Below are 22,723 nucleotides of genomic sequence, written 5' to 3'. Positions count from 1 at the left end.
ATGCGAAGGATAATGTTCAATTTTAACAAAAAAAAGACTATCATTTTCATGATAGTCTTTTTTTTAAGCTCCCTCTCTTGGGCTCGAACCAACCCCGATAGCCATCGGGGCTCTGATTAACAGTCTATTTATACTTTTCTTTGAGTTTAAAAATAATCTCTGGATATTTAATTAGATTTTCAATATAAGTTTTGCTCTTCATTTTTTTAATATGCTTTTCAATGCTTAGACCTTGGGTTTTATTTTCACATGATATTGTGAGAAATAATTCCCAATCTTGGGCATTTGCTGTAAATTTATGGGATTCGGCATTTTCATGAAATTTCATTCTGGTATCGAAATCAGATGTGAATCCAATGTAAAATCGGTTTAGTTTAACTGAGTGAAGGACATAAACACAATTCATATAGAAGAAATTTAAGCGCAAAAAAAATACCACTTACAAACGTAAGTGGTATTTAATAAGCTCCCTCTCTTGGGCTCGAACCAACCCCGATAGCTATCGGGGCTCTGATTAACAGTCTATTTATACTTTTCTTTGAGTTTAAAAATAATCTCTGGATATTTAATTAGATTTTCAATATAAGTTTTGCTCTTCATTTTTTTAATATGCTTTTCAATGCTTAGACCTTGGGTTTTATTTTCACATGATATTGTGAGAAATAATTCCCAATCTTGGGCATTTGCTGTAAATTTATGGGATTCGGCATTTTCATGAAATTTCATTCTGGTATCGAAATCAGATGTGAATCCAATGTAAAATCGGTTTAGTTTAACTGAGTGAAGGACATAAACACAATTCATATAGAAGAAATTTAAGCGCAAAAAAAATACCACTTACAAACGTAAGTGGTATTTAATAAGCTCCCTCTCTTGGGCTCGAACCAACCCCGATAGCCATCGGGGCTCTGATTAACAGTCTATTTATACTTTTCTTTGAGTTTAAAAATAATCTCTGGATATTTAATTAGATTTTCAATATAAGTTTTGCTCTTCATTTTTTTAATATGCTTTTCAATGCTTAGACCTTGGGTTTTATTTTCACATGATATTGTGAGAAATAATTCCCAATCTTGGGCATTTGCTGTAAATTTATGGGATTCGGCATTTTCATGAAATTTCATTCTGGTATCGAAATCAGATGTGAATCCAATGTAAAATCGGTTTAGTTTAACTGAGTGAAGGATATAAACACAATTCATAAGAAGAAATATAAGCGCAAAAAAAAATACCACTTACAAACGTAAGTGGTAGTTAATAAGCTCCCTCTCTTGGGCTCGAACCAAGGACCCTCTGATTAACAGTCAGATGCTCTAACCAACTGAGCTAAGAAGGAATCACCTTAAAGGTAAATATGTTTGCTAAAAAAAGTTGCTCCCCCTCTTGGGCTCGAACCAAGGACCCTCTGATTAACAGTCAGATGCTCTAACCAACTGAGCTAAGGAGGAAGTTGTTGCTCTTTTTAGCGAGTGCAAATATAATTGATTTTTTAGTTTCTCAAAAATATTTTCACACTTTTTATCAAATATTTTTACTTGCCTACAATTGCCTTGTAGATATCGTTTCCGTTAGCAAATAGAAGGAGTGTGATAAGTAATACGAAACCAACCATTTGGGCGTTTTCTAAGAATTTATCACTAGGTTTTCTGCCGCTAATTATTTCGTATAATAAAAACATCACATGACCACCATCAAGTGCCGGAATTGGCAATAAATTCATAACTCCAAGCATAATTGACAATAAAGCGGTGATTGACCAGAAGGTTTCCCAGCTCCATGAATTAGGAAAAATGTTAAAAATCGCTGCAAAACCTCCAACTTGTTTGTACGCTTTTGTTTCAGGATTAAAAATCATTTTAAGCTGTTTTCCGTAACCTACCAATTGATCTTTACCTTTTTCCAGTCCAACCGGAATAGATTCAAAGAAACTGTAGTTTTTAGTGCTTATTTTATAATATCCAAGTTTCTCTAATGATTTCATATCTAAACCACCTGCGATTACACCTAAAGTTCCTTCTGCAGATACTTTAACAGAAATTGGTGTTTCTTTTAAATCACGTAAAACAACAGCAGGAATTGTTTTTCCTTTATTGTTGCTTAAGATCGTTTTAGCTTCGTCAAAATATTTTACTTTTTCTCCGTTAAGGGAAAGAATTAAATCTTTTGGTTTTAAACTTTGATTAGGAGAATCGTCAGCAACTTTTGCAATTGCAAAAGGAACACGAATACCAACCAATAAACCTTTTTCATGTTTGGACAACTGGTCCACAAAATCATTTGGTATAGTGATCGTTTGTGGTTGTCCGTTTCTTTCTACCAAAACCTGTTTAGCCATGATAATATTCATGTTCAAACTATTGTCGTAGTTTTCTACTTTTTTGCCATCGATAGATACAAGTTTATCTCCGGTTTTAAAACCAGCTTTAATCATCGTTGGGTTTTCGATAAAAACACCATCCTTCAAATCAGAATTTGCAATATAAGTATCGCCATAAGCAAACGCCATTCCGATATAAATAATAAAGGCCAATATAAAGTTTACCGTAACACCTCCAAGCATGATGATTAAACGCTGCCAAGCCGGTTTAGAACGAAATTCCCAAGGCTGTGGTGGCAAAGCCATTTGTTCCTTGTCCATGCTTTCGTCGATCATTCCTGAGATTTTCACATAACCTCCAAGTGGCAACCATCCAATACCGTATTCAGTTTCGCCAATTTTCTTTTTTAACAGCGAATATTTAACATCAAAAAATAAGTAAAATTTTTCGACTCTTGTTTTAAATAATTTTGCAGGAATAAAATGTCCTAATTCGTGAAGAATAATAAGTAAAGATAAACTCAATAGAAATTGAGAGAGTTTGATAACTATATCCATTTTGTATTTTTAGTTCGTAATTTAACGCACAAAAGTAACGTTTCTATTTTAATTTGATAGTGCAATATAATACATAAGGTTTTAAATGTTTGTTAATTAATAAACATTTAGATTTCCAGATTTAACAAGAAGCTTTAACTTTACTTTTTTAAAGGCTATCATATCAATAAGTAGTCCAAAACCATTAAAAGTTACAAATATGGCTTCATTATTATTTTCTCCGCTTACTATAAAAAATACCACCTTAAAAAATAGAATCGTTATTTCGCCCATGTGTCAATATTCTGCAATTGACGGATTTGCAAATGATTGGCATTTAGTTCATCTCGGAAGTCGTGCCAGCGGCGGTGCAGCCTTAATTATTCAGGAAGCTACAGCGGTTTCTCCCGAAGCCAGAATTTCTCCTTCAGATTTAGGAATCTGGAAAGACGAACACATTCAGAAATTAAAAACCATTAACGAATTTATCGTTTCGCAAAACTCCATTCCCGGAATTCAGTTGGCGCATGCCGGACGAAAAGCAAGTGTTTCAGTTCCCTGGGAAGGCAATAAAAAATTAGATTTCGCTCAGGGCGGATGGCAAACCGTTTCTGCAAGTGCGATTCCGTATCATGAAGGCGAACCATTTCTTCCCGAAGCTTTAGACAAAAACGGAATCCAGAAAGTCATGGCTGATTTTAAAGCAGCTACAAAAAGAGCCGTTGAAGCAGGTTATAAAGTTGTAGAAATTCACGGAGCACACGGTTATTTATTGCATCAGTTTTTATCGCCTTTAACGAATGTTAGAACAGACGAATACGGCGGAAGTTTCGAAAACAGGATCCGTTTTACATTAGAAATTGTAGAAGCTGTACAATCAGAATGGCCTTCAGATTTGCCTTTATTTGTCCGAATTTCAGCAACAGACTGGGCAGAAGGCGGATGGAATCCCGAAGAATCGGTAAAACTTTCAGCCATCTTAAAAGAAAAAGGAGTTGATTTAATTGATGTTTCGTCAGGCGGATTAGTTTCACATCAAAAAATAGAATTAAAACCAGGTTATCAGGTTCAGTTTGCAGAGAAAATCAAAAAAGAAACTTCTATTTTAACCGGCGCAGTAGGTTTAATTACAGAAGCCAAACAAGCCGAAGCTATTTTAAATAACGGTCAGGCCGATTTAGTTTTGTTCGCGAGAGAATCTTTAAGAAACCCAAATTTGCCTTTAGATTTCGCGAAAGAATTAAACAGCGATATTCAATGGCCAAAACAATACGAACGAGCTAAAAATTAAAAAATAGCCACGAATTCACGAATTGTATATTCAGAAAAAAATAATTCGTGAATTCGTGGCGGAAAAAACTTTATAAGATGCAAAAAATAAAAACAGCGCTATTATCATACGGAATGTCGGGGAAAGTATTTCACGCCCCATTTTTAAGTATTCATCCCGGATTTGAATTATTAGGTTCCTGGGAACGAAGCAAAAAACTCATTCAGGAAGATTATCCAAGCGTAAAAAGTTATCCTTCGATCGATGAATTATTAACAGACGACGTCGAATTGGTAATTGTAAACACGCCCGTTGGAACACATTACGAATATGCAAAAAAAGTGCTTTTGGCAGGAAAACATGCCGTTGTAGAAAAAGCATTTACTACAACCGTGGCTGAAGCAGAAGAATTAGCAGCAATTGCAAAAGAAAAAGGATTAAAATTAGCCGTTTTTCAAAACAGAAGATGGGACAGCGATTTTAAAACTATTCAGAAAATAATCAAGGAAGGAACTTTGGGAGATTTAGTCGAAGCCGAATTCCATTTTGACAGATACAATCCGTTATTGAGCCTAAAAGCACATAAAGAAACGGCAAATGATGGCGCCGGAATCCTGAAAGATTTAGGTCCGCATTTAATCGATCAGGCCGTTTGTTTATTTGGTTCACCAAAATCAGTTTTTGGAGATATTCGGTATACAAGAGAAAATTCTTTGGTAGACGATTGGATCGATTTATTGTTGATTTATGAAAATTTCAGAGTAAGATTAAAAGCCAGTTTTTTTGTCAGAGAAGCCAATCCTGCCTACACGATTCACGGAAAAAAAGGCTCTTTCTTAAAACAACGCGGAGATGTTCAGGAAGATGAATTAAAACTCGGCAAAAAGCCAAATTTAGAATCCTGGGGAACAGAATCAGAAGATCTTCAAGGACTTTTGCACACAGAAGTTGACGGAAAAATAATTCGCGAAAAAGTACCAACATTACAAGGAAATTACTTTTCATTTTTTGATGGCGTTTACGATTCCATTATAAACAATAAAACAGAACCCGTAACCGCACAAGACGGCGTAAAAGTAATGCAGATTATCGAAGCTGCAATTGCAAGTAATACACAGAAAAAAGTGATTAATTTGTAGAAAATTAGCCCACGGATTTTACGGATTAAACGGGTTGACGCGGATTTTTTTTTAGACAAAGATTTTCTGTAGAGACGCACAGCTGTGCGTCTTACGTTTAGAAGTACGTTGTTTTCTTTTGCCACAGATTACACAGATTAAAGATTAAAAAAAACCCGTGTCAACCCGTTTAATCCGCCAAACCCGTGGGCCAAAAAAACGCACTACTATCCACCTCTACAGAAAAACCTTTGTCCCTTTGCATCTCAGAACCTTTGCACATCAAAAAAAATTTATAAACATACAACGTTATAAATTCACGAACTAGTAGGGTTTAATAGTGTATAAAATACCTTTTTAGTACTTTTATGGTATAAATTCAAAAAGCATTATTTTGATAGACTTCAATCCATTATCGTTATTTCAGACCAAAGGCAAAATCAAGAAAGTATATAGAGAAGCAAAAGCGTCTTATTTAAACCGTATTCGTTTTGCTGTTGGAATGTTTTATTTCGGAATGGGATTAAGTTTTGCAACCTGGGCAAGCCGAATTCCGGATATTAAAACCGCCTTACATTTAACCGAAGGCGATCTGGGTTCTATACTTTTTGCCCTGCCAATGGGACAATTGGTAATTATGCCTTTTTCCGGTAAAATGGTAACCAAATTCGGAAGTCATCGTATCTTGATTTTCTCCTTAATCATGTATGTTTTATGTCTGGCAAATTTAGGTTTGGCAACTACAGCATTCCAGTTATCAGTAGGTTTATTTATGTTTGGATTATTCGGAAATCTTGCCAATATCGCCGTTAATACACAAGGCGTTTATACCGAAGTACTTTTCAAAAAAACAATCATGTCATCGTTTCATGGCATGTGGAGTTTTGCCGGATTTACAGGAGCTTTGGTTGGTTTAGGAATGTTAGCTTTAAATTTAACCCCGTTTCATCATTTCTTAATTGTTGGCGGGATTGTACTTTTAATGGTTGCCTTTAACTTTAAATTTTTGGTCAAAGCCAAAGAAAAAATTAAAAATAAAAATTCCGAAAAGAAAAAACTATTTGTAAAACCGGATACCGCTTTAATTTGGTTGGGCGTAATTGGTTTTTGCAGTATGGCAAGCGAAGGCGTAATGTTTGACTGGAGTGGAGTTTACTTTAAAGATATCGTAAAAGCACCCGGACCATTAGTAGTTTTAGGTTATACGTCTTTCATGATTATGATGGCAGGCGGAAGATTTTTAGGTGACGGAATGATCAATAAATTTGGTCGTGAACGTGTTATGCAAATTAGCGGTGTCATGATTTCCGCCGGACTTTTTACCGCCGTTTTTCTACCTTATATAATTCCGTGTACCATTGCTTTTATGATGGTTGGTTTAGGCGTTGCGACGATCGTTCCTACCGTTTATAGTATGGCAGGAAAAAACCCTTCAGTTCCTGCGGGAGAAGCTTTAACGATTGTTTCCAGTGTAAGTTTCCTGGGTTTCTTAATGGGACCTCCAGTAATTGGACACATTGCGCAAACTTTCGGACTTCAGTTTTCTTTTGCTTTCATCGGAATCTTTGGTGTTCTGATTGCTTTTATGGTTTCTAAAATTAGAACAACTTAGCTTTTTAATTGCAAATTTTAAGTGAAGTAATCTTTTGCTCCATTTCATTACACAAAAGGATTTCCACTTCTATAGGGGCTAAGCACTCATTTTCTTTAGAATATTTTCGTTTTTAAACGAAACAAACAAAAATAAATTAACAGGAAATTGCCTATATATTAACTTTTTGATTTACATTTGAATTTCAAACTCTTTCCAGAGGCCTATTTTATCTTTTGATGCAAAGATTGAATTGTTTAAAACCAAAACAATTTCAATCTGAAACTATTTATCAAAATAAATTGGGTTATTTCATGTTCAAAAATTACGTGTTGGTTTTTATTTTATTGTCTTTCAAATTTGCTTTTGCACAACAAGAAACGACTTTTTTAGGAATAGTCATTGAGGCAAAAACGCAAAATCCTATGGAGAATGTTGTAGTAAGCATTCAAAATTCTGCGATAACACAACTCACAACATCAAACGGAAAATTCGAATTGCATTCTTCTCTTACCGGAGAACAATTACTTTTAATACACAGTCAGGGTTATAAAGATTTACTTTTAAAAATAACTTCAAATTTTGATGAAAAAGTAGATCTCGGAATACTTCAATTAGAAGAAAATTTTTCAGATGAAATTCCGGCAGCTTTAATTTCACTTCTCGAAAGTGATTTATCAGATGACAGCAGTTCTTCAGAAATGACTTCGGGACTTTTGCAATCTTCAAAAGATGCATTCATGCAAGCTTCAGCATTCAATTGGGGTCAGGCCAGATTCAGGGTTCGCGGTTTAGACAGCGAAAACGGAACCATGATGCTCAACGGAATGACCATGAATAAAATTTATGACGGAAGACCGCAATGGAGCAATTGGGGCGGTTTGAATAATGTGCTAAGAAATCAGGATTTCTCGGTTGGAGCAGCGGCTTCCAATTATACTTTTGGCGGTGTTTTGGGAACTCAGCAAATATTTACACGAGCGTCATTGTATCGAAAAGGAGGACAAATTACGTTTTCAGGAAGTAATACAACATACAATTTGCGCGCCATCGCAACATATTCTTCAGGTATGAATCCTTCGGGTTGGGCATATACGATTTCGGCAGGAAAACGCTGGTCAGAAGAAGGTTATTTTGAAGGAACAAATTTCAAAGCAGAATCCTTTTTTATTAGTGTTGAAAAGAAATTAAATGACAGACAATCTTTAAATTTTACTGGTTTTTACACACCCAATTCACGCGGAAAAAACTCAGCCAATACAGCTGAAGTAACACAATTGACAAACGAAAAATACAATTCGTACTGGGGTTTTCAGGATGGTGAAAAACGAAATGCCAGAGTTAAAAATGTCGAAGAACCATTGTTTATGCTTAATCATTATTTTAAAATTGATGAAAAAACAAACCTGACTTCGAGCGCAATGTATCAGTTTGGTAAAGTTGGAAACAGCACTATAGATTATCAAAAAGCAAACAGCCCGGATCCTGTTTATTACCGACAATTACCCAGTTATTTCAGTTCGCTTTATGCGAAAGACAAAGGCGAATTTTCAGGCGAATTTACTCCGGATTATGAAAATGCCGAAAGAAGCAAAGTCCTATTTCTTGAAAATTCTCAAATTGACTGGGACGCCATGTATCGCGCCAATCAAAAACCAATTGCATATTCAGATAAAATAACTACAGGTTTTGAACCCGCACAAAGCCGTTATGTTTTATACGAAGATCGTACCGATGACAAAACTTTTGCAGTAAATACAAACTTAAATTCGCAGCTTACAACCAATATTTCTTTTGATGGCGGAATTACTTTTCGGAATTTAAAATCGCATAATTTTCAATATCTTCTGGATTTACTTGGAGGAGAATATTTTGAAGATATTGATTCTTTTTATAAAGGAGATCAGTCACAATCTGATTTAAAAAATCCAAACCGACAAGTAAAAACAGGAGATACTTATGGTTACAATTATAATTTTCTGGCCACAACAATTGATGCTTTTACACAATTTAAATTCTCTTATAAAAAGACCGATTTTTATTTGGCACAATCATTTTCCATGTCAAATTACCAAAGAGACGGATTGTACCAAAACGGAATATATGCCACAAATTCTCTTGGGAAAAGTGAAAAAGTAAATTTCGAAAATTTTGGTTTTAAAGGCGGATTCACCTATAAAATTTCAGGAAAGCAATGGTTGTTTTTTAATGGAGCACATCTTATAAGAGCGCCTTCTTTACGAAATACATTTTCAAATTCACGTTTAAACAATTCAATTGTAGACGGAATCGAAAGTGAAAATATAAGCAGTGCCGAAGCGAATTATGTTTTTCATTCCCCCAAACTCAAAATGCGCTTAACGGCTTATTATACTTTGATCAATAATACAACAAAAACGACTTTTTTTTATGCCGAAGGAATTTTTGACAACGGAGCAGGTTATGATAATACAGATGCTTTTGTAACGCAGACTTTAACACATTTAAACAAGAAGAATAAAGGAGCAGAACTAAGTTTTGAATATCAAATTTCATCTTCATTAAAGACTGTTTTCTCTGCTGCTTATGGAAATTATACTTACGATAGTAATCCGAATGTTTTGATCACAAATGATGCAAATATTACTCAGACAAGTTTTGATTTTGGTAAAGCCTATCTTCAAAATTACAAACAACCCGGAATGCCTCAACAAGCCTATTCGGTAGGTTTAGAATATCGGGATCCCAAATTCTGGTGGATTGGGGCTAATGTCAATTACCTGACTGAAAGTTATATTGATGTTTCAGCAATAGCCAGAACAGCCAGTTTTTATGTAAACCCCAAAAGCGGTTTTACTTTTCCGGAAGCGACAGAACAGCGAACTTCTCAATTATTAAAACAAGAAAAATTTGATCCAATTTCATTATTAAATATTACTGGCGGTAAATCCTGGCGTGTTTATGGCAAATATGTTGGACTTTTTGCAAGCATTAATAATGTTCTGAATATAACATACAAAACGGGAGGTTTTGAGCAAGCCCGAAATGCAAATTTTAGAGCGCTTAACCAGGATATTTCTAGTGGAACACCATCTTTTGGATCAAAATATTATTACGGTTACGGCAGGACTTATTTTGTAAACCTTACCATTGGCCTATAACCTTAAAAACATATTTATTATGCAGAATAGATTCTTAAATTCAATTTTTATACTTTCATTTTTACTTTTTTACAGTTGTAATAATGAGGCAGAAATTCCTCAATTGGCATGTACACAACCTGATTTAACAGTAAATAAAACAGTCGAAAAAGTACGTGATGTTTCCGGTCTTGTGCCCAAACAGTATGTTTATAATGATATAATCGAAGCTTATGTAGTATCGAGTGATGAAGGAGGCAATTTTTTCAAAACCATTTCATTTCAAACCTTAGCAACCAAAGAAATTCCTGCAATTGGATTTAGCGTTCCTATTGATGTGAGCAATACGTATATCGATTTCAGGGTTGGAAATAAAGTCTATATCAAACTAAAAAATCAATTTACGGATATGTATTTTGGAGGATTGCGAATTGGAAGTTTATATGTTAGTAATGCCGGTGATCCAACAATAGGAAGGGTTTCTCAAAATGATTTTAAGAATGTATTGAATGCTTCGTGCACAATGGTTGATGAAAGCCAATTGGTTAAATCAATTTCTATAGAAGAAGCATTAAATGATGACAAATTAAATACATTAATAGAACTCAATGATGTTGAGTTTACAGAAGCAGCAATTGGTCGTCATTATTTTGAAGAAACAAATAATGTAGGCGGATCAACAAATTGGAATTTACGGGATAAAACGGGAAACCAAATCATTTTCAGGACAAGTGCGTATGCCAATTTTGCAGCTGGTTTTGTACCAGAAGGAAGCGGGAAAGTTAGAGGAATACTAACCAAATTTGGATCAGATTATCAAATGATGATTCGGTATGAAAAAGATGTTGTAATGACCGGAAAAAGAAGTACGCCATTTTTTGCCGAAGATTTTCAAACGGTAAAAAACAATGTAAATTTCACACTGCCGGGCTGGAGTAATATTGTTGAAAAAGCATCAAAAATTTGGAAAAGTATGTTGTATGCCGGCAACGGTTATGCCGAATTTAATACAACAAGTACAACAGCTGCCGAGAATGTGGCATGGCTGGTTACGCCAAAAATTAATATGACGGGTTATAAAAATGCGATACTATCTTTTAGAAGCGCACAACATGATTTAAAGGTTGATTCTCCACTGAATTCTTTAGAGGTTTATATTTCAACAAACTTTGACGGCTCAAGTATTACTAAAGCAAAATGGACAAAATTAACTGCTAAATTTCCTTCGTTATCAACGCCGACTCGTGAATTTATAAGTTCCGGCGGAATAGATTTATCTGCTTATTCAGGAAATATTAATATCGCCTTTAAATACATTGGATCAGGGAAAGATAAAACCCTAAACGGCGCTTTTATGGTTGACGATATTAAAATTTTTGGAGAAAAATAAGTTTCTATTTTTAAAAATGCATTTAAAGTATTGATTTTTAATGGATAATGTAGTGAATGTTAGTTTTTGGATTTTAAATTGTTAAAATTTGAGGGAATTTTGTATTTTGGTCATCCCAAATCAATACAAATACCACATGAAAACCTACTTTATCGCCATCATGATGATGGTTTTTCCATGCTTTTTGCACAGTCAGGATGCTCCTGTTCGATTAAAACAAATCAACATTGTAAAAACAAATTACCAAAATTCTAAAGACGGTGAAATTGTAAACAAAACCGTTGTTTTTAAGGAAGGAAAAATTGAAACAATTACGACTTCAGATGTTATTCAGCATTTCTTTTACAATCCAAAAGGATTATTAGACATGACCGTTAAGGATAAAGTGGGAAGCGACTGGAAAGAAGTTGTAAACTATACTTATGATGCCGACAATAACATCACAAAATTTGTAAAAAAATATCAGGAAGGACCGGATTACATTACAAAAGTAGTAACCTTTTTTTATGAAGGGGCAAGGGTAAAAGTAACGACTAAAAAAAGTACAAATCACCAAAATCTTGTTGAAGATATTGAATATATTGTCGAAAACGGAAATATTGTAAGACGTACTTCCCGCGATAAAAACAAACAGATTAATGGTAAAATTGAATACGTTTATACCAATGATAATGTGGTAAGACACAAAGGATTAGTTGGAGATAAAATTTCGAAAACCTATACTTTTGATGATAAAAAATCTGTAGACCAGTTAATTGTTCAAAATCTTTTTGGCGATAATTATAAAGTTATTGTGCCAATGATTTCATATCACGAAGATGAATTTAGTTTTGAAGCAATATCATATAATAATGAAGTGAATTTTAGTCCGTCGTCTACGGCTTTAGTTGCTGTAAGCAGAAAATACAAATACAACAAACTGAATTTCCCGATCTCATGTTCTCAAATTGAGGAAAACGGAATCGTAAAAACGGAAAAGACTTTTATCTACGAATAAAGAATTTAGCAATATTTTTAGCCATTTAGAAATTAAGTTTCATTGAGATTAGAACCCTTAATTGACTTAATTTCTAAATGGTTTCTTTTTTAAAGGAATGCAGTAATTTCTTAAATAGAACTTAAAAACTAAATTCTATAAGTATTAGTAGTTTACAAATCATTAAATTTGCACCTTATTCAAAGCTATGTTAGAAAAAGAAGTTATAAATTTTGAGAAAACAGCCATTGTTGGTATTGTAACTCAAAACCAAAGTGAGGAAAAACTTAACGAATATCTTGACGAATTAGAGTTTTTAACTTTTACCGCCGGAGGTGAAGTTATCAAACGCTTTACGCAAAAAATGGAACGTCCAAATCCTAAGACTTTTGTTGGGACTGGAAAAATAGAAGAAATCAATCTTTTTGTAAAAGAAAACGAAATATCGACTTTAATATTTGATGATGAATTATCGCCATCACAGCAAAAAAATATTTCTAAAATTATAGATTGCAAAATCTTAGACAGAACCAATTTGATTCTGGATATTTTTGCGCAAAGAGCAGAAACTTCATACGCAAGAACTCAGGTTGAGCTGGCGCAATGTATCTATTTATTACCAAGACTTTCCGGTTTATGGACGCACCTTGAGCGCCAAAAAGGGGGAATTGGTATGCGTGGACCCGGAGAAACAGAAATCGAAACAGACAGACGTATTGTTCGTGACAGAATCTCATTATTGAAAGATAAAATCAAAACGATCGACAAACAAATGGGTGTTCAGCGAAGCAATCGCGGTGCTATGGTTCGCGTGGCTTTGGTGGGTTATACCAATGTTGGAAAATCGACTTTGATGAATGCAATTGGTAAAAGTGACGTTTTTGTTGAAAATAAATTATTCGCAACATTAGATACAACAGTTCGAAAAGTAGTCATTAAAAACCTGCCATTTTTACTTTCTGATACCGTAGGTTTTATTAGAAAATTACCAACTCAATTGGTAGATTCTTTCAAAAGTACACTTGATGAGGTTCGTGAAGCCGATTTATTATTGCACATTGTAGACATTTCTCATCCTGATTTTGAAGATCATATTGAATCTGTAAATCAGACGCTGCAGGATATTAAAGCACATGAAAAACCGGTTATCATGGTTTTCAATAAAATAGATGCTTATAAACATTTGACGATTGACGAAGATGATTTAATGACAGAAAAAACACCGAGACATTATACGCTTGACGAGTGGAAAACTACTTGGATGCATCGTTTAGGAGAAGATAATGCACTGTTTATTTCTGCAACTAATAAAGAGAATTTCGAAGAATTTAGAGAAAGAGTTTACGAAGCAGTTCGTCAGATTCACATTACCCGATTCCCATATAATAAATTCTTGTATCCGGATTATAAAGATGCAATCGAAAAAGAAGAAGAATAAAATTTATTGAGAATTTTAAGATATATTTTATAATTTGGTCTGACTTTATAAATAGTATTATTTTTTTATGATATTAGAAATTCAGACCAAATTATGAAAAAACCATTTCTTTTATTTTTTCTGTTTTCCAGTTTGATTTATGCTCAAAAAATGGAATTAACTCCTGTTGAGTTTTATGTCAATTATCAGGATCTTCCTTCGGTATTTGTTCCTGTTGAGCTTAGAACTTTTAATGTAAAAGTTAAAACAGCCGGTTCTATTGAAAACTTTAAGAACACAAAATTGTTATCTGATTTCATTAAATTATACGGATGGAAAAGAGTTGCTGATTCCGGAACTGTAAATGTAGAAGTACAATTACTGGATTTTCAGAAAAAGAATGATGAAATAGAAAAGAATAGCGTTGAGGAAAAAAACCGATACGGAGTTCCGGAAAGGGTACTTGAAATGTTTACCATTGTTACGAATTATACAACAAATGGCAATGCTAAAATTGTATATTATGCAGCAGATTCAAAAGTACCAGTAGTAAATGAGGTCCTTAATTTTTCTAAAACGATTCCCTACAAATCTGTAGAAAATCATGATCTGCCTTATCTTCAGGATTATAATAAAAAAAATGAAACAGCTCTTTTTAATAAAAGACAGGCAGAATATGTAGAAAGTTCACTTAATCAGGTTAAAAATAAATTGAATGATAAATTTGGTTTAGCAGCGATTAATCTTAATGAACAACTTTTGATATTAATTTCAAAAGAAGAAGGCGATGCATATAAAACTGTAATTGATCAGGTTGTAAAGAAACTTTCTGAAATGAAACCAGATGTGCCAATTACGAATCTTGAAAGTGAATTAGAGCCTTCTGTAAAATATTTAGAATCTTTAAAAGAAAAATATTCCGGATCTAATAAGGCAAATAAAACAATTCGATATTCTGCTTATTACAATCTGGCTAAAATTTATTTGTATCTGGACCAGCCAGAAAAAACAATTACAGAAGGAGAAGCCTTAATCAAAAATGGATTTAAAAAAGAAGATGGAGAAACTCTTGTTGAAATGGGAAAAAAACTTCAAAACAAGTTTAATACCTTAAATATTAAATCAACACATAATCCTTTAGCCAAATAAGTAAAAATTAAAAGTCCCGCAAGTATTCAGTTAATTCGAATATTTGCGGGACTTTTAATTATATAGTAGTTTATTCTAGAATCCGAAGTTAATTCCTAAACCAAATACTTCTCTGGTTTGGAAACCCTGAAAAGCATTATCATCATAAATAGCCTGGAATGATAGATTTGCAGATAAAAACTTGTTTACTTTCATGATAATATTCAAGGAATAGTTGATATCAACATTTTGCGGATCTTCTAAATAATTAGAATACAAATTCAAAGTATTTTCGGCCGTTACGTTCGTCATTATTGCAAGCTTATAATAAACAGAAGCATAGAAACCTAATTCGTAACGTATGCTTTTGTTGGCATCAACACCAAAATAATCGCCATCTACATAGGGCAAACCGGTATTGGGATCTATTCCTGTCGTATAAGCGCTGTCTACAAAAGTGAATTTTGAAGTTAACGGCGCAAAGTTTATTTTAAGATTATCGTCTTTTGTCCAATAAATACCAGGACCTGTAGTAAGATATCCCGGAGACATAAATTTGGTACTTTCAGTTCTGATTTCTTTACCGTTTGCATCCTGGCCATAAATGTATCCAGTAGTAAACTGGGTTCTGAAATTCAGGAAATAAGAATAATACCATTGTCCAAAAGCTTTTTTTCCTAAAATTGAATTGAACTCGAGACGGTCATCTGTCTTCTTTCCGAAGTCAGCATTTTTAGTTTGCAAAAGTCCATAAGAAGCTAAAACTTTATTATCCCAGGTGATATCGTCTTTTTTGTAATTGAAGTCGTAATTGATTCCTAAAGTTCCTGAAAAGCTATCTTCTCCTCCGGCAATCCAATTATTAAAGCTTGATTGATTTAATAAAAGAGAAACAGTACCTTTTGCTTTCCAACCTTCTCCTTCGATAGTATCATTTATCTTTTTTACAGCTTTTTCAGTATTCTGAATCAATTCCTTTTCAGAATTTTGGGCCTGAACAAAAGTCAAATTTAGTAAGATGAAAAGTAATAACGTTATCTTTCTCATGTTTGTTTAGTTTAAATGTGTAAGAACAAAGATACTAAAAACAGTTAAAAAATTCAGGATTAATTCTTAATAAAGTAGGTTATTTCCTGCTTTCCTTGTATAAAGGTACTGCTGAACAGGCTTCTCCATACATAATACTTCTTGCAAAAGGCTGCAAATAAGTCGTTGCCAAAATGTAAGCGCGCATAGGAACCGGTTTTTTAGAACACCCTTTTACAATAACCGGTTTATTCGTGTAAGCGGAATAATCCAGATTTTTTAAAATTTCCTCGTATAAACTGGCGTCTAAATCTTCAATAGTTCCATTGACTACTTTTTTGGCAAAAGGCGCCAATTGTACCGCTACTAAAATTAAAGCCCAAGCCGGAATTATAGCATCTGTACTGCAATGCACAGCTACGTATTGATCTTGATATTGAGACCAATCGTGATTTTTTAAATGTTCTCTAAAGTCTTTTTCTTTCAATAAAAATCCTTCCAGAAGCCATTGTGAAATGTCAATTTGCACACGCATTCCCTTTGGATAATAATCTTCCAGATCAAAAACTTCTAAAGCGCTATTGGCAACTTTATTGATTATTTCTTCCATACATGAAGTCTTAAAGTCGAATGTCGAAAGTCATAAAGTATGTTTCGTTACGACTTTATGACTTTCGGCTTTATGACTAATTAAAGCATTCCTAATTCTAATTTTGCTTCTTCGCTCATTAAATCTTTACTCCACGGCGGATCAAAAGTAATTTCAACATCAACATCTTTTATGTGTTCTATTGTTTTTACTTTTTCTTCCACTTCTCTTGGTAAACTTTCCGCAACCGGACAGTTTGGAGACGTTAAAGTCATTAAGATTTTTACTTCGTAATCAGTATTGACCATTACATCATAAATTAATCCTAACTCATAAATATCTACAGGAATCTCCGGATCGTAAATGCCTTTTAAAACTTTTACAATTGATTCTCCTAATTCGTTTGTGTCTATTTCTTGTTCCATATTTTTGTTTGTTATTTTTTCGCCACGAATTTCACAAATTCCCCGAATTAACATTTTGCGTATTAAAAAATTCGTGCGAATTCGTGAAATTTGTGGCAGAAGAATCTTAATTTTTATTTTTTGCATCAAAAGCCAAAGCGTACATTTTGATGTTTTTTATCATCGAAACCAAACCGTTTGCACGAGTTGCTGATAAATGTTCTTTTAAACCAATTTCGTCAATAAAATCCATATCGGCATTTAAGATATCAGTTGCTTTTTGATTGGAGAAAGCACGAATTAAAATTGCGATAATCCCTTTGGTCAAAATAGCATCACTATCTGCAGTAAAAACAATTTTATCATCTTTTTGTTCACCCTGCAGCCAAACTTTCGATTGGCATCCTTTGATTAAATTCTCGTCGGTTTTATATTCTTCCTTGATTAACGGAAGACTTTTTCCCAATTCGATGATGTATTCATAACGCTGCATCCAATCATCAAACATCGAAAATTCGTCTATTATTTCGTTTTGTATTTCTTTTATTGTCATAATTATTCTTTCATAAAATCGACCAGCAAATTTACAAGTTTTTCGATTTTCTTTGGAGGAAAACCATTGTCAAAACCTGCTGTTTCGTAAGTTTTAGGATTCTGAATCACTTTTAAATTCCCAATTGCGGCACCATCATGAAAACGTTTTTCTGTTGGCGCTTTTAAAGTTGGGAGACTATCCAGATTTATTTTTTCAAATTCAGATACAATTTTATTCCATTTCGCATTATCTATTTGGCTTACAATAGCTTCGGTATCTCTTCCGTTTGTAATGGCAACCTTTTGATCCTGAACGACAATTCTTTTATATAGTCCGCGTGACATGGCAGTGTATTCAATTTGTGTTCCTGTCATATCTGTTTTTTTTTGGCTTGAACAGCCTGTTCCAATACAAATAACTAATAGCAATAAAGATAATATTCTCATAAAAATGTTTTTTTAGCTTAACATGGTTTTTGCTTTTTTAACCGCTTCAACCATCGCGTCAATTTCTTCTTTGGTATTATAGAAAGAAAATGAGGCACGAATAGTTCCCGGAATACAAAAGAAATTCATGATTGGTTGTGCACAATGGTGTCCCGTTCTAACTGCAATTCCTAATTTATCAATAATGGAACCTACATCATAAGGATGAATTCCGTCAATATTAAACGAAATTACTGATGCCTTATTTTTTCCGGTTCCGTAAATTTTCAAACCTTCAATTTCCAATAATCGTTTTGTAGCGTAATCTAAAAGTTCGTTTTCGTATTGCTGAATATTCTCAAAACCAATATTGTTTAAATAATCAATAGCAGTTCCCAGAACAATTCCGCCAGCGATATTTGGGGTTCCGGCTTCAAATTTATGAGGAAGATCAGCATAAGTTGTTTTCTCGAAAGTAACTTCTTTAATCATTTCGCCGCCACCTTGATAAGGAGGAAGTTTGTTTAGCCATTCTTCTTTTCCGTATAAAATTCCGGTTCCGGTTGGACCGCACATTTTATGGCCTGAAAAAGCATAAAAATCACAATCTAAATCCTGAACGTCCGGTTTTAAATGCGGAACAGCCTGCGCACCATCAATTAAAACTGCAGCGCCAACAGCGTGTGCTTTTTCAATAATGTATTTTATCGGATTGATGATTCCTAATGCGTTCGAAATATGATTTACGGTAACGACTTTAGTTTTTTCTGAAAGCAAAGCATCAAAAGCTTCTAAAATTAATTCTCCGTCTTCGTTTATCGGAATCACTTTTAAAGTTGCTCCGGTTTTTTCGCATAACATTTGCCAGGGCACAATATTACTGTGATGTTCTAAAGCAGAAACAACAACTTCGTCACCAGGTTTTAAAATGGAAGCAAAACCGTTGGTTACCAAGTTGATTCCGAATGTTGTTCCCGAAGTAAAAAGAACTTCGTGAGCAAATTTGGCATTAATATGTTGTTGCACTTTACCACGAGAAATTTCGTAAGCATCAGTCGCTAATTGACTTAAAGTATGAACGCCACGGTGAATATTGGCATTTATTTCCTGATAATATTTGACCTCGGCATCAATCACAATTTGTGGTTTTTGCGAAGTTGCCCCGTTGTCGAAATATACTAAAGGTTTTCCGTTTACTTTTTGGGTAAGAATTGGAAAATCAGCTCTTATTTTTTGGATATCTAGCATGTCTTATTTAGAAAAATTCTATTTACAAAAGTACTAAAACTAAATTGGTTTCTCCACGAAAACTATAATTTCCTTTTATAGCACCATCAATTACAGAGAAATATTAATTATGCAATTTTTAATTCTGTTTAGTCAATTTTACGAAGCGCAATTCAAAATTATGTTCTAAAATCGTGACCATAAATTAATTATATTGCATTAAAAATAGTTGCATCATTTATGAAAAAAATTCTAAAATTACTCGTTCTCGTTTTAGTGCTCGCATTTCTTTATTTTGGATTTACAACTTATCCAAAACTTGATTTAATTTCGGGTTTTTCAGCCAAAAGTATTGCGTCGGGACATTTTATTGATAATCGCTCAAAAGAGTTAATCGAAAAAACCGACAATGATATCGATATGATCGATTTGGCAACAAACACGATTAATGATGCGGGAAAATTTGCTACTTCAAATGTTTATGGATTAAAAGAACGAAAAGCGATTTATAGAGAAGGTTTGGGAGCTACTTTAATTAATGATGATTATGATATTTCTAAACCTTATTTGCTCCCAAAAAGAACGAAATTAGTTAATAATCTTCCTTTCCCTTACGGGAATAATGAGCCAAAAGACACTTCGTTTTCGAATGTTGATTATTCAAAATTGAAGAAAGCGGTTGACAATGCTTTTGATAAAAATGATGCTAAAGAAAAACGCACACGTGCAGTTGTTGTTTTATATAAAGATAAATTGATTGCCGAAAAATACGATACCGGTTTTAATAAAGACAGTAAAATTTTAGGCTGGTCGATGACAAAAAGCATCACGAGTTCGGCTTTTGGAGCTTTGGCAAAACAGGGAAAAATTGATATTTATAAACCAGCCCCAATTGCTGAATGGAAAAATGATGATCGTAAAATTATCACGATAAACGATTTGCTTCATATGAATTCCGGTTTAGAATGGGAAGAAAATTACAGCACGATTTGCGATGCCACAAAAATGCTTTTTCAGGCTGAAGATATGGGAAAAGTACAAATGGAAAAACCGGCACAATTTAAGCCAGACACGCATTGGTATTATTCGTCAGGAACGACTAATTTATTGTGCCGAATTTTAAGAAGTCAGTTTAAAACACAGCAGGAATACCTTGATTTTTGGTACAGCGCCGTTATTGATAAAATCGGAATGAACTCGATGATTGTCGAACAAGATATGTCGGGGATTTTTGTGGGTTCCTCATACGCATGGGCAACGCCAAGAGATTGGTCTAAATTTGGATTATTATACCTCCATAAAGGAAACTGGAACGGAGAACAAATTCTGAATGAAAGCTGGGTAAAATATACAGCAACGCCAACAAATACTTCGGGAGGAAATTACGGAGCACAATTTTGGTTAAACGCCGGTGGGAAATTCCCGGACGTTCCGCGTGATATGTTTTATTGCAACGGATATCAAGGACAAATGGTGGCAATTATTCCATCGTTAGATATGGTAGTTGTGAGAATGGGAGTGAGAGAAGGAGATAAAAGCTTTGATTTTAATGGGTTTTTGAAAGAGGTAATTTCTTCAGTGAAAAAATAAAATTTATAATGAAAAATTATTGGTTACCCATTTGTATTATGTTTTTTGGTTGGCTTCTCGCGGGTTTTGGATTTACAACAGCAATGGGGCATCCAATAAATACAATTTCTTTTTGCCTCGGATTGAGTCTGTCTTTTCTCGGAGTTATACTGCTTTTTAGAGTAAAAAAAATAAAATTTAACCGCGAAGGCGCCAAGTAAAAAGCGCAAAGTTCGCAAAGTTTTGTAATAAACCTTGCGAACTTTGCGTAAACCTTTGCGTCTTTGCGGTAAAACTAAACTACAAATCAAATCCTAAATTCACTCCCAATTTCATGGCAATGATTTTAGTAATTCGTTGTTTTAATTCTGGTATTTTGATGCTTTCGATAACAGCATTTGAGAATGCGTACATCAATAAAGCTTTTGCTTCTTTTTTCGGGATTCCACGAGATTGCATGTAGAACATGGCAGTTTCGTCAAGTTGACCAACAGTACAACCGTGAGAACATTTTACATCATCTGCAAAAATTTCTAATTGTGGTTTTGCGTTGATAGTGGCTTTGTCGCTCAATAAAATGTTGTTGCTTTTTTGGAAAGCATTTGTTTTTTGAGCTTCTTTTTCTACCAAAACTTTTCCGTTGAAAACGCCTGTTGAGCGATCAGAAAAAATTCCTTTATAATCCTGGAAACTTTCACAGTTTGGTGTTGAATGTTTTACCAAAGTATAATGATCAACGTGTTGTTTGTCATTAAGGATTGTGATTCCGTTAAGCGTACTTGTCAATCTTTCACCAAAGTGATAAAAGTTTAAGTTGTTACGCGTTAGATTTCCTCCAAATGAAAATGTATGAACTGAAGCGTGACTTTCTTGTTGTTGAGAAACGTAAGTATTGTCAACTAAATTTGCTTCGCTATTGTCATTCTGAATTTTATAGTAATCAATAATGGCACGTTTTTGAGCAAAAATCTCTGTAACCGAATTGGTTAAAACTGGATTTTCATTCAAACTTTGGTGACGCTCGATAATCTGAACATGTGAATTTTCACCCACAATAACCAAATTTCTTGGCTGAACCATTAATGCAGCTTCGTTTCCTGTAGAGAAATACATGATCTCAATTGGTTTGTCAGCTACTTTCTTTTTCGGGATATTGATAAATGCTCCTTCACTTGCAAAAGCAGTATTCAACGAAGTCAAACTTTCGTCTTTGCTTGCAATTTGGTTGAAGTACGTATCAATAACCATTTTATATTTTGGTTTGGTCAATGCCGATGACATCAAACAAACATCGATTCCGTCATGCGTTGTGGAAGACAAATGCGAACTGAAAACACCATCGATAAACACTAATTTGTAAGTGTCGATTTCGTGTAAAAAGTATTTTTTTACGTGGTTAAATTCAATTGCATTTTCCTGCTTAGGAAAAACCGTAAAGTCATTTTTTAAGATGGCGTTTAGCGATGTATATTTCCAAGCTTCTTCTTTTTTGGTTGGGAAACCTTTATTTTCGAAGTTTTTTAAGGCATTTGTGCGTATGTCATGCAAATCTGAATGTACATCGACACGCTCTTCAAAAGCCATAAAAGACGATACTAATTTTTCTTTTAAATCCATTGTTCTTTTTTAGTCTTAAAGTCGAATGTCTTAAAGTCTTAAAGCTCGAAACCTGTGTGTTATCTTACTTTTTCTCTTTTAAACTTTACGACTAGATTCCAAATATTTTATGAAACCGCTTAATAATTTCGATATTTCAGTTACCGAATTTAAAAGCATTTCAAATTCTTCTTTTATAATATATTCTAAATCAAAAGCCAAATATAATTGAGACCTAACTTCTCCTGCTGAAGCTTTCGCTACATATAAAAAGTAAACAAACTCTTTATCTGTATTTCTTTCAAAACCTTCTGCTATATTTGATGATATAGAAAGTGATGCGCGTCTTATTTGTCTAACGAAATCAAAGTCTTTTTTAAAATTAGAATTTTCAGTTGCCAGATATATTTTCTTGTTGAATATTCTAGATTTCTGCCAGGAATTTATTTCTTCAAAAGATCTAAATTTACTCATGCTCTACTTTTGACT

General features: G+C 33.8%; 21 protein-coding genes and 2 tRNA genes. 9 read left to right on the top strand and 14 right to left on the bottom strand.

The window, feature by feature from the left end:
* Positions 1-124: 124 nt before the first annotated feature.
* From ACZ0AH_RS22810 to rseP, 6 genes are all read right to left on the bottom strand, one after another.
* The gene (locus ACZ0AH_RS22810; protein ID WP_463478015.1) at positions 125-406 is read right to left on the bottom strand and encodes a GIY-YIG nuclease family protein; all 282 of its coding nucleotides are present in this window, start codon (positions 404-406) and stop codon (positions 125-127) included.
* A 116-nt stretch (positions 407-522) separates the two neighbouring features.
* Positions 523-804 carry a GIY-YIG nuclease family protein gene (locus ACZ0AH_RS22805; RefSeq protein WP_463478015.1) on the bottom strand — a complete coding sequence of 94 codons (282 nt, stop codon included), beginning with the start codon at positions 802-804 and terminating at the stop codon, positions 523-525.
* Between the two features lie 116 nt (positions 805-920).
* Positions 921-1,202 carry a GIY-YIG nuclease family protein gene (locus tag ACZ0AH_RS22800; RefSeq protein ID WP_463478014.1) on the bottom strand — a complete coding sequence of 94 codons (282 nt, stop codon included), beginning with the start codon at positions 1,200-1,202 and terminating at the stop codon, positions 921-923.
* A gap of 60 nt (positions 1,203-1,262) precedes the next feature.
* Positions 1,263-1,336: transfer RNA gene (locus ACZ0AH_RS22795), tRNA-Asn, on the bottom strand.
* Positions 1,337-1,374: 38 nt separating this feature from the next.
* Positions 1,375-1,448: transfer RNA gene (locus ACZ0AH_RS22790), tRNA-Asn, on the bottom strand.
* A gap of 83 nt (positions 1,449-1,531) precedes the next feature.
* Positions 1,532-2,875 carry an RIP metalloprotease RseP gene (gene rseP / locus ACZ0AH_RS22785; RefSeq protein ID WP_463478013.1) on the bottom strand — a complete coding sequence of 448 codons (1,344 nt, stop codon included), beginning with the start codon at positions 2,873-2,875 and terminating at the stop codon, positions 1,532-1,534.
* 199 nt (positions 2,876-3,074) lie between these two features.
* Between rseP and ACZ0AH_RS22780 the strand changes: the two genes are divergently transcribed.
* The 8 genes from ACZ0AH_RS22780 to ACZ0AH_RS22745 all read left to right on the top strand — a co-directional run bounded on the left by ACZ0AH_RS22780 (position 3,075) and on the right by ACZ0AH_RS22745 (position 14,884).
* Positions 3,075-4,145, top strand: a complete 1,071-nt coding sequence (locus ACZ0AH_RS22780; RefSeq protein WP_463478012.1) for an NADH:flavin oxidoreductase/NADH oxidase — start codon at positions 3,075-3,077, stop codon at positions 4,143-4,145.
* 77 nt (positions 4,146-4,222) lie between these two features.
* Positions 4,223-5,263 (top strand): Gfo/Idh/MocA family oxidoreductase, encoded by a 1,041-nt coding sequence (locus ACZ0AH_RS22775; RefSeq protein ID WP_463478011.1) that lies wholly within the window; start codon positions 4,223-4,225, stop codon positions 5,261-5,263.
* Between the two features lie 373 nt (positions 5,264-5,636).
* Positions 5,637-6,854, top strand: coding sequence for an MFS transporter (locus ACZ0AH_RS22770; RefSeq protein WP_463478010.1), 1,218 nt, complete (start codon positions 5,637-5,639; stop codon positions 6,852-6,854).
* A gap of 293 nt (positions 6,855-7,147) precedes the next feature.
* The gene (locus tag ACZ0AH_RS22765; protein ID WP_463478009.1) at positions 7,148-9,973 is read left to right on the top strand and encodes a carboxypeptidase-like regulatory domain-containing protein; all 2,826 of its coding nucleotides are present in this window, start codon (positions 7,148-7,150) and stop codon (positions 9,971-9,973) included.
* 19 nt (positions 9,974-9,992) lie between these two features.
* Positions 9,993-11,342, top strand: a complete 1,350-nt coding sequence (locus tag ACZ0AH_RS22760; protein ID WP_463478008.1) for a DUF5689 domain-containing protein — start codon at positions 9,993-9,995, stop codon at positions 11,340-11,342.
* Positions 11,343-11,478: 136 nt separating this feature from the next.
* Complete coding sequence (locus ACZ0AH_RS22755) at positions 11,479-12,339, top strand: hypothetical protein (RefSeq protein WP_463478007.1); 861 nt, start codon at positions 11,479-11,481, stop codon at positions 12,337-12,339.
* Between the two features lie 187 nt (positions 12,340-12,526).
* Positions 12,527-13,756, top strand: coding sequence for a GTPase HflX (gene hflX / locus ACZ0AH_RS22750; RefSeq protein WP_463478006.1), 1,230 nt, complete (start codon positions 12,527-12,529; stop codon positions 13,754-13,756).
* Between the two features lie 93 nt (positions 13,757-13,849).
* Positions 13,850-14,884 (top strand): hypothetical protein, encoded by a 1,035-nt coding sequence (locus ACZ0AH_RS22745; protein WP_463478005.1) that lies wholly within the window; start codon positions 13,850-13,852, stop codon positions 14,882-14,884.
* Between the two features lie 75 nt (positions 14,885-14,959).
* Here the strand turns inward: ACZ0AH_RS22745 and ACZ0AH_RS22740 are convergent, their stop codons facing one another.
* From ACZ0AH_RS22740 to ACZ0AH_RS22715, 6 genes are all read right to left on the bottom strand, one after another.
* Positions 14,960-15,910, bottom strand: a complete 951-nt coding sequence (locus tag ACZ0AH_RS22740; protein ID WP_463478004.1) for a DUF3078 domain-containing protein — start codon at positions 15,908-15,910, stop codon at positions 14,960-14,962.
* A 79-nt stretch (positions 15,911-15,989) separates the two neighbouring features.
* Positions 15,990-16,499 (bottom strand): DUF2480 family protein, encoded by a 510-nt coding sequence (locus tag ACZ0AH_RS22735; protein WP_463478003.1) that lies wholly within the window; start codon positions 16,497-16,499, stop codon positions 15,990-15,992.
* Between the two features lie 80 nt (positions 16,500-16,579).
* Positions 16,580-16,903: an SUF system Fe-S cluster assembly protein gene (locus tag ACZ0AH_RS22730; RefSeq protein ID WP_053472865.1), complete on the bottom strand. Its 324-nt coding sequence runs from the start codon at positions 16,901-16,903 to the stop codon at positions 16,580-16,582.
* A gap of 106 nt (positions 16,904-17,009) precedes the next feature.
* Positions 17,010-17,435 carry a SufE family protein gene (locus tag ACZ0AH_RS22725; protein WP_463478002.1) on the bottom strand — a complete coding sequence of 142 codons (426 nt, stop codon included), beginning with the start codon at positions 17,433-17,435 and terminating at the stop codon, positions 17,010-17,012.
* Positions 17,436-17,437: 2 nt separating this feature from the next.
* Complete coding sequence (locus ACZ0AH_RS22720; RefSeq protein WP_463478001.1) at positions 17,438-17,863, bottom strand: hypothetical protein; 426 nt, start codon at positions 17,861-17,863, stop codon at positions 17,438-17,440.
* Between the two features lie 12 nt (positions 17,864-17,875).
* Entirely contained in the window at positions 17,876-19,090 is a 1,215-nt protein-coding gene (locus ACZ0AH_RS22715) for an aminotransferase class V-fold PLP-dependent enzyme (RefSeq protein WP_463478000.1), read from the bottom strand.
* Between the two features lie 219 nt (positions 19,091-19,309).
* Between ACZ0AH_RS22715 and ACZ0AH_RS22710 the strand changes: the two genes are divergently transcribed.
* Complete coding sequence (locus ACZ0AH_RS22710) at positions 19,310-20,659, top strand: serine hydrolase domain-containing protein (RefSeq protein ID WP_463477999.1); 1,350 nt, start codon at positions 19,310-19,312, stop codon at positions 20,657-20,659.
* A 279-nt stretch (positions 20,660-20,938) separates the two neighbouring features.
* Here the strand turns inward: ACZ0AH_RS22710 and sufD are convergent, their stop codons facing one another.
* A complete protein-coding gene (sufD, locus tag ACZ0AH_RS22705; protein WP_463477998.1) occupies positions 20,939-22,255 on the bottom strand; it encodes a Fe-S cluster assembly protein SufD in 1,317 nt (438 codons plus the stop codon).
* 78 nt (positions 22,256-22,333) lie between these two features.
* A complete protein-coding gene (locus ACZ0AH_RS22700; RefSeq protein ID WP_463477997.1) occupies positions 22,334-22,708 on the bottom strand; it encodes a four helix bundle protein in 375 nt (124 codons plus the stop codon).
* Between the last annotated feature and the right edge of the window lie 15 nt (positions 22,709-22,723).

Source organism: Flavobacterium sp. AC105 (assembly GCF_979258495.1).
Note: the sequence above shows the minus strand (reverse complement) of the source record. Positions and strands in the feature narration are given on the sequence as shown.

Coding starts and splice junctions, on each gene's coding strand:
- ACZ0AH_RS22810 (WP_463478015.1), bottom strand. CDS start 406: ATGAATTGTGTTTATGTCCTTCACTCAGTTAAACTAAACCGATTTTAC.
- ACZ0AH_RS22805 (WP_463478015.1), bottom strand. CDS start 804: ATGAATTGTGTTTATGTCCTTCACTCAGTTAAACTAAACCGATTTTAC.
- ACZ0AH_RS22800 (WP_463478014.1), bottom strand. CDS start 1,202: ATGAATTGTGTTTATATCCTTCACTCAGTTAAACTAAACCGATTTTAC.
- rseP (WP_463478013.1), bottom strand. CDS start 2,875: ATGGATATAGTTATCAAACTCTCTCAATTTCTATTGAGTTTATCTTTA.
- ACZ0AH_RS22780 (WP_463478012.1), top strand. CDS start 3,075: ATGGCTTCATTATTATTTTCTCCGCTTACTATAAAAAATACCACCTTA.
- ACZ0AH_RS22775 (WP_463478011.1), top strand. CDS start 4,223: ATGCAAAAAATAAAAACAGCGCTATTATCATACGGAATGTCGGGGAAA.
- ACZ0AH_RS22765 (WP_463478009.1), top strand. CDS start 7,148: ATGTTCAAAAATTACGTGTTGGTTTTTATTTTATTGTCTTTCAAATTT.
- ACZ0AH_RS22760 (WP_463478008.1), top strand. CDS start 9,993: ATGCAGAATAGATTCTTAAATTCAATTTTTATACTTTCATTTTTACTT.
- ACZ0AH_RS22755 (WP_463478007.1), top strand. CDS start 11,479: ATGAAAACCTACTTTATCGCCATCATGATGATGGTTTTTCCATGCTTT.
- hflX (WP_463478006.1), top strand. CDS start 12,527: ATGTTAGAAAAAGAAGTTATAAATTTTGAGAAAACAGCCATTGTTGGT.
- ACZ0AH_RS22745 (WP_463478005.1), top strand. CDS start 13,850: ATGAAAAAACCATTTCTTTTATTTTTTCTGTTTTCCAGTTTGATTTAT.
- ACZ0AH_RS22740 (WP_463478004.1), bottom strand. CDS start 15,910: ATGAGAAAGATAACGTTATTACTTTTCATCTTACTAAATTTGACTTTT.
- ACZ0AH_RS22735 (WP_463478003.1), bottom strand. CDS start 16,499: ATGGAAGAAATAATCAATAAAGTTGCCAATAGCGCTTTAGAAGTTTTT.
- ACZ0AH_RS22730 (WP_053472865.1), bottom strand. CDS start 16,903: ATGGAACAAGAAATAGACACAAACGAATTAGGAGAATCAATTGTAAAA.
- ACZ0AH_RS22725 (WP_463478002.1), bottom strand. CDS start 17,435: ATGACAATAAAAGAAATACAAAACGAAATAATAGACGAATTTTCGATG.
- ACZ0AH_RS22720 (WP_463478001.1), bottom strand. CDS start 17,863: ATGAGAATATTATCTTTATTGCTATTAGTTATTTGTATTGGAACAGGC.
- ACZ0AH_RS22715 (WP_463478000.1), bottom strand. CDS start 19,090: ATGCTAGATATCCAAAAAATAAGAGCTGATTTTCCAATTCTTACCCAA.
- ACZ0AH_RS22710 (WP_463477999.1), top strand. CDS start 19,310: ATGAAAAAAATTCTAAAATTACTCGTTCTCGTTTTAGTGCTCGCATTT.
- sufD (WP_463477998.1), bottom strand. CDS start 22,255: ATGGATTTAAAAGAAAAATTAGTATCGTCTTTTATGGCTTTTGAAGAG.
- ACZ0AH_RS22700 (WP_463477997.1), bottom strand. CDS start 22,708: ATGAGTAAATTTAGATCTTTTGAAGAAATAAATTCCTGGCAGAAATCT.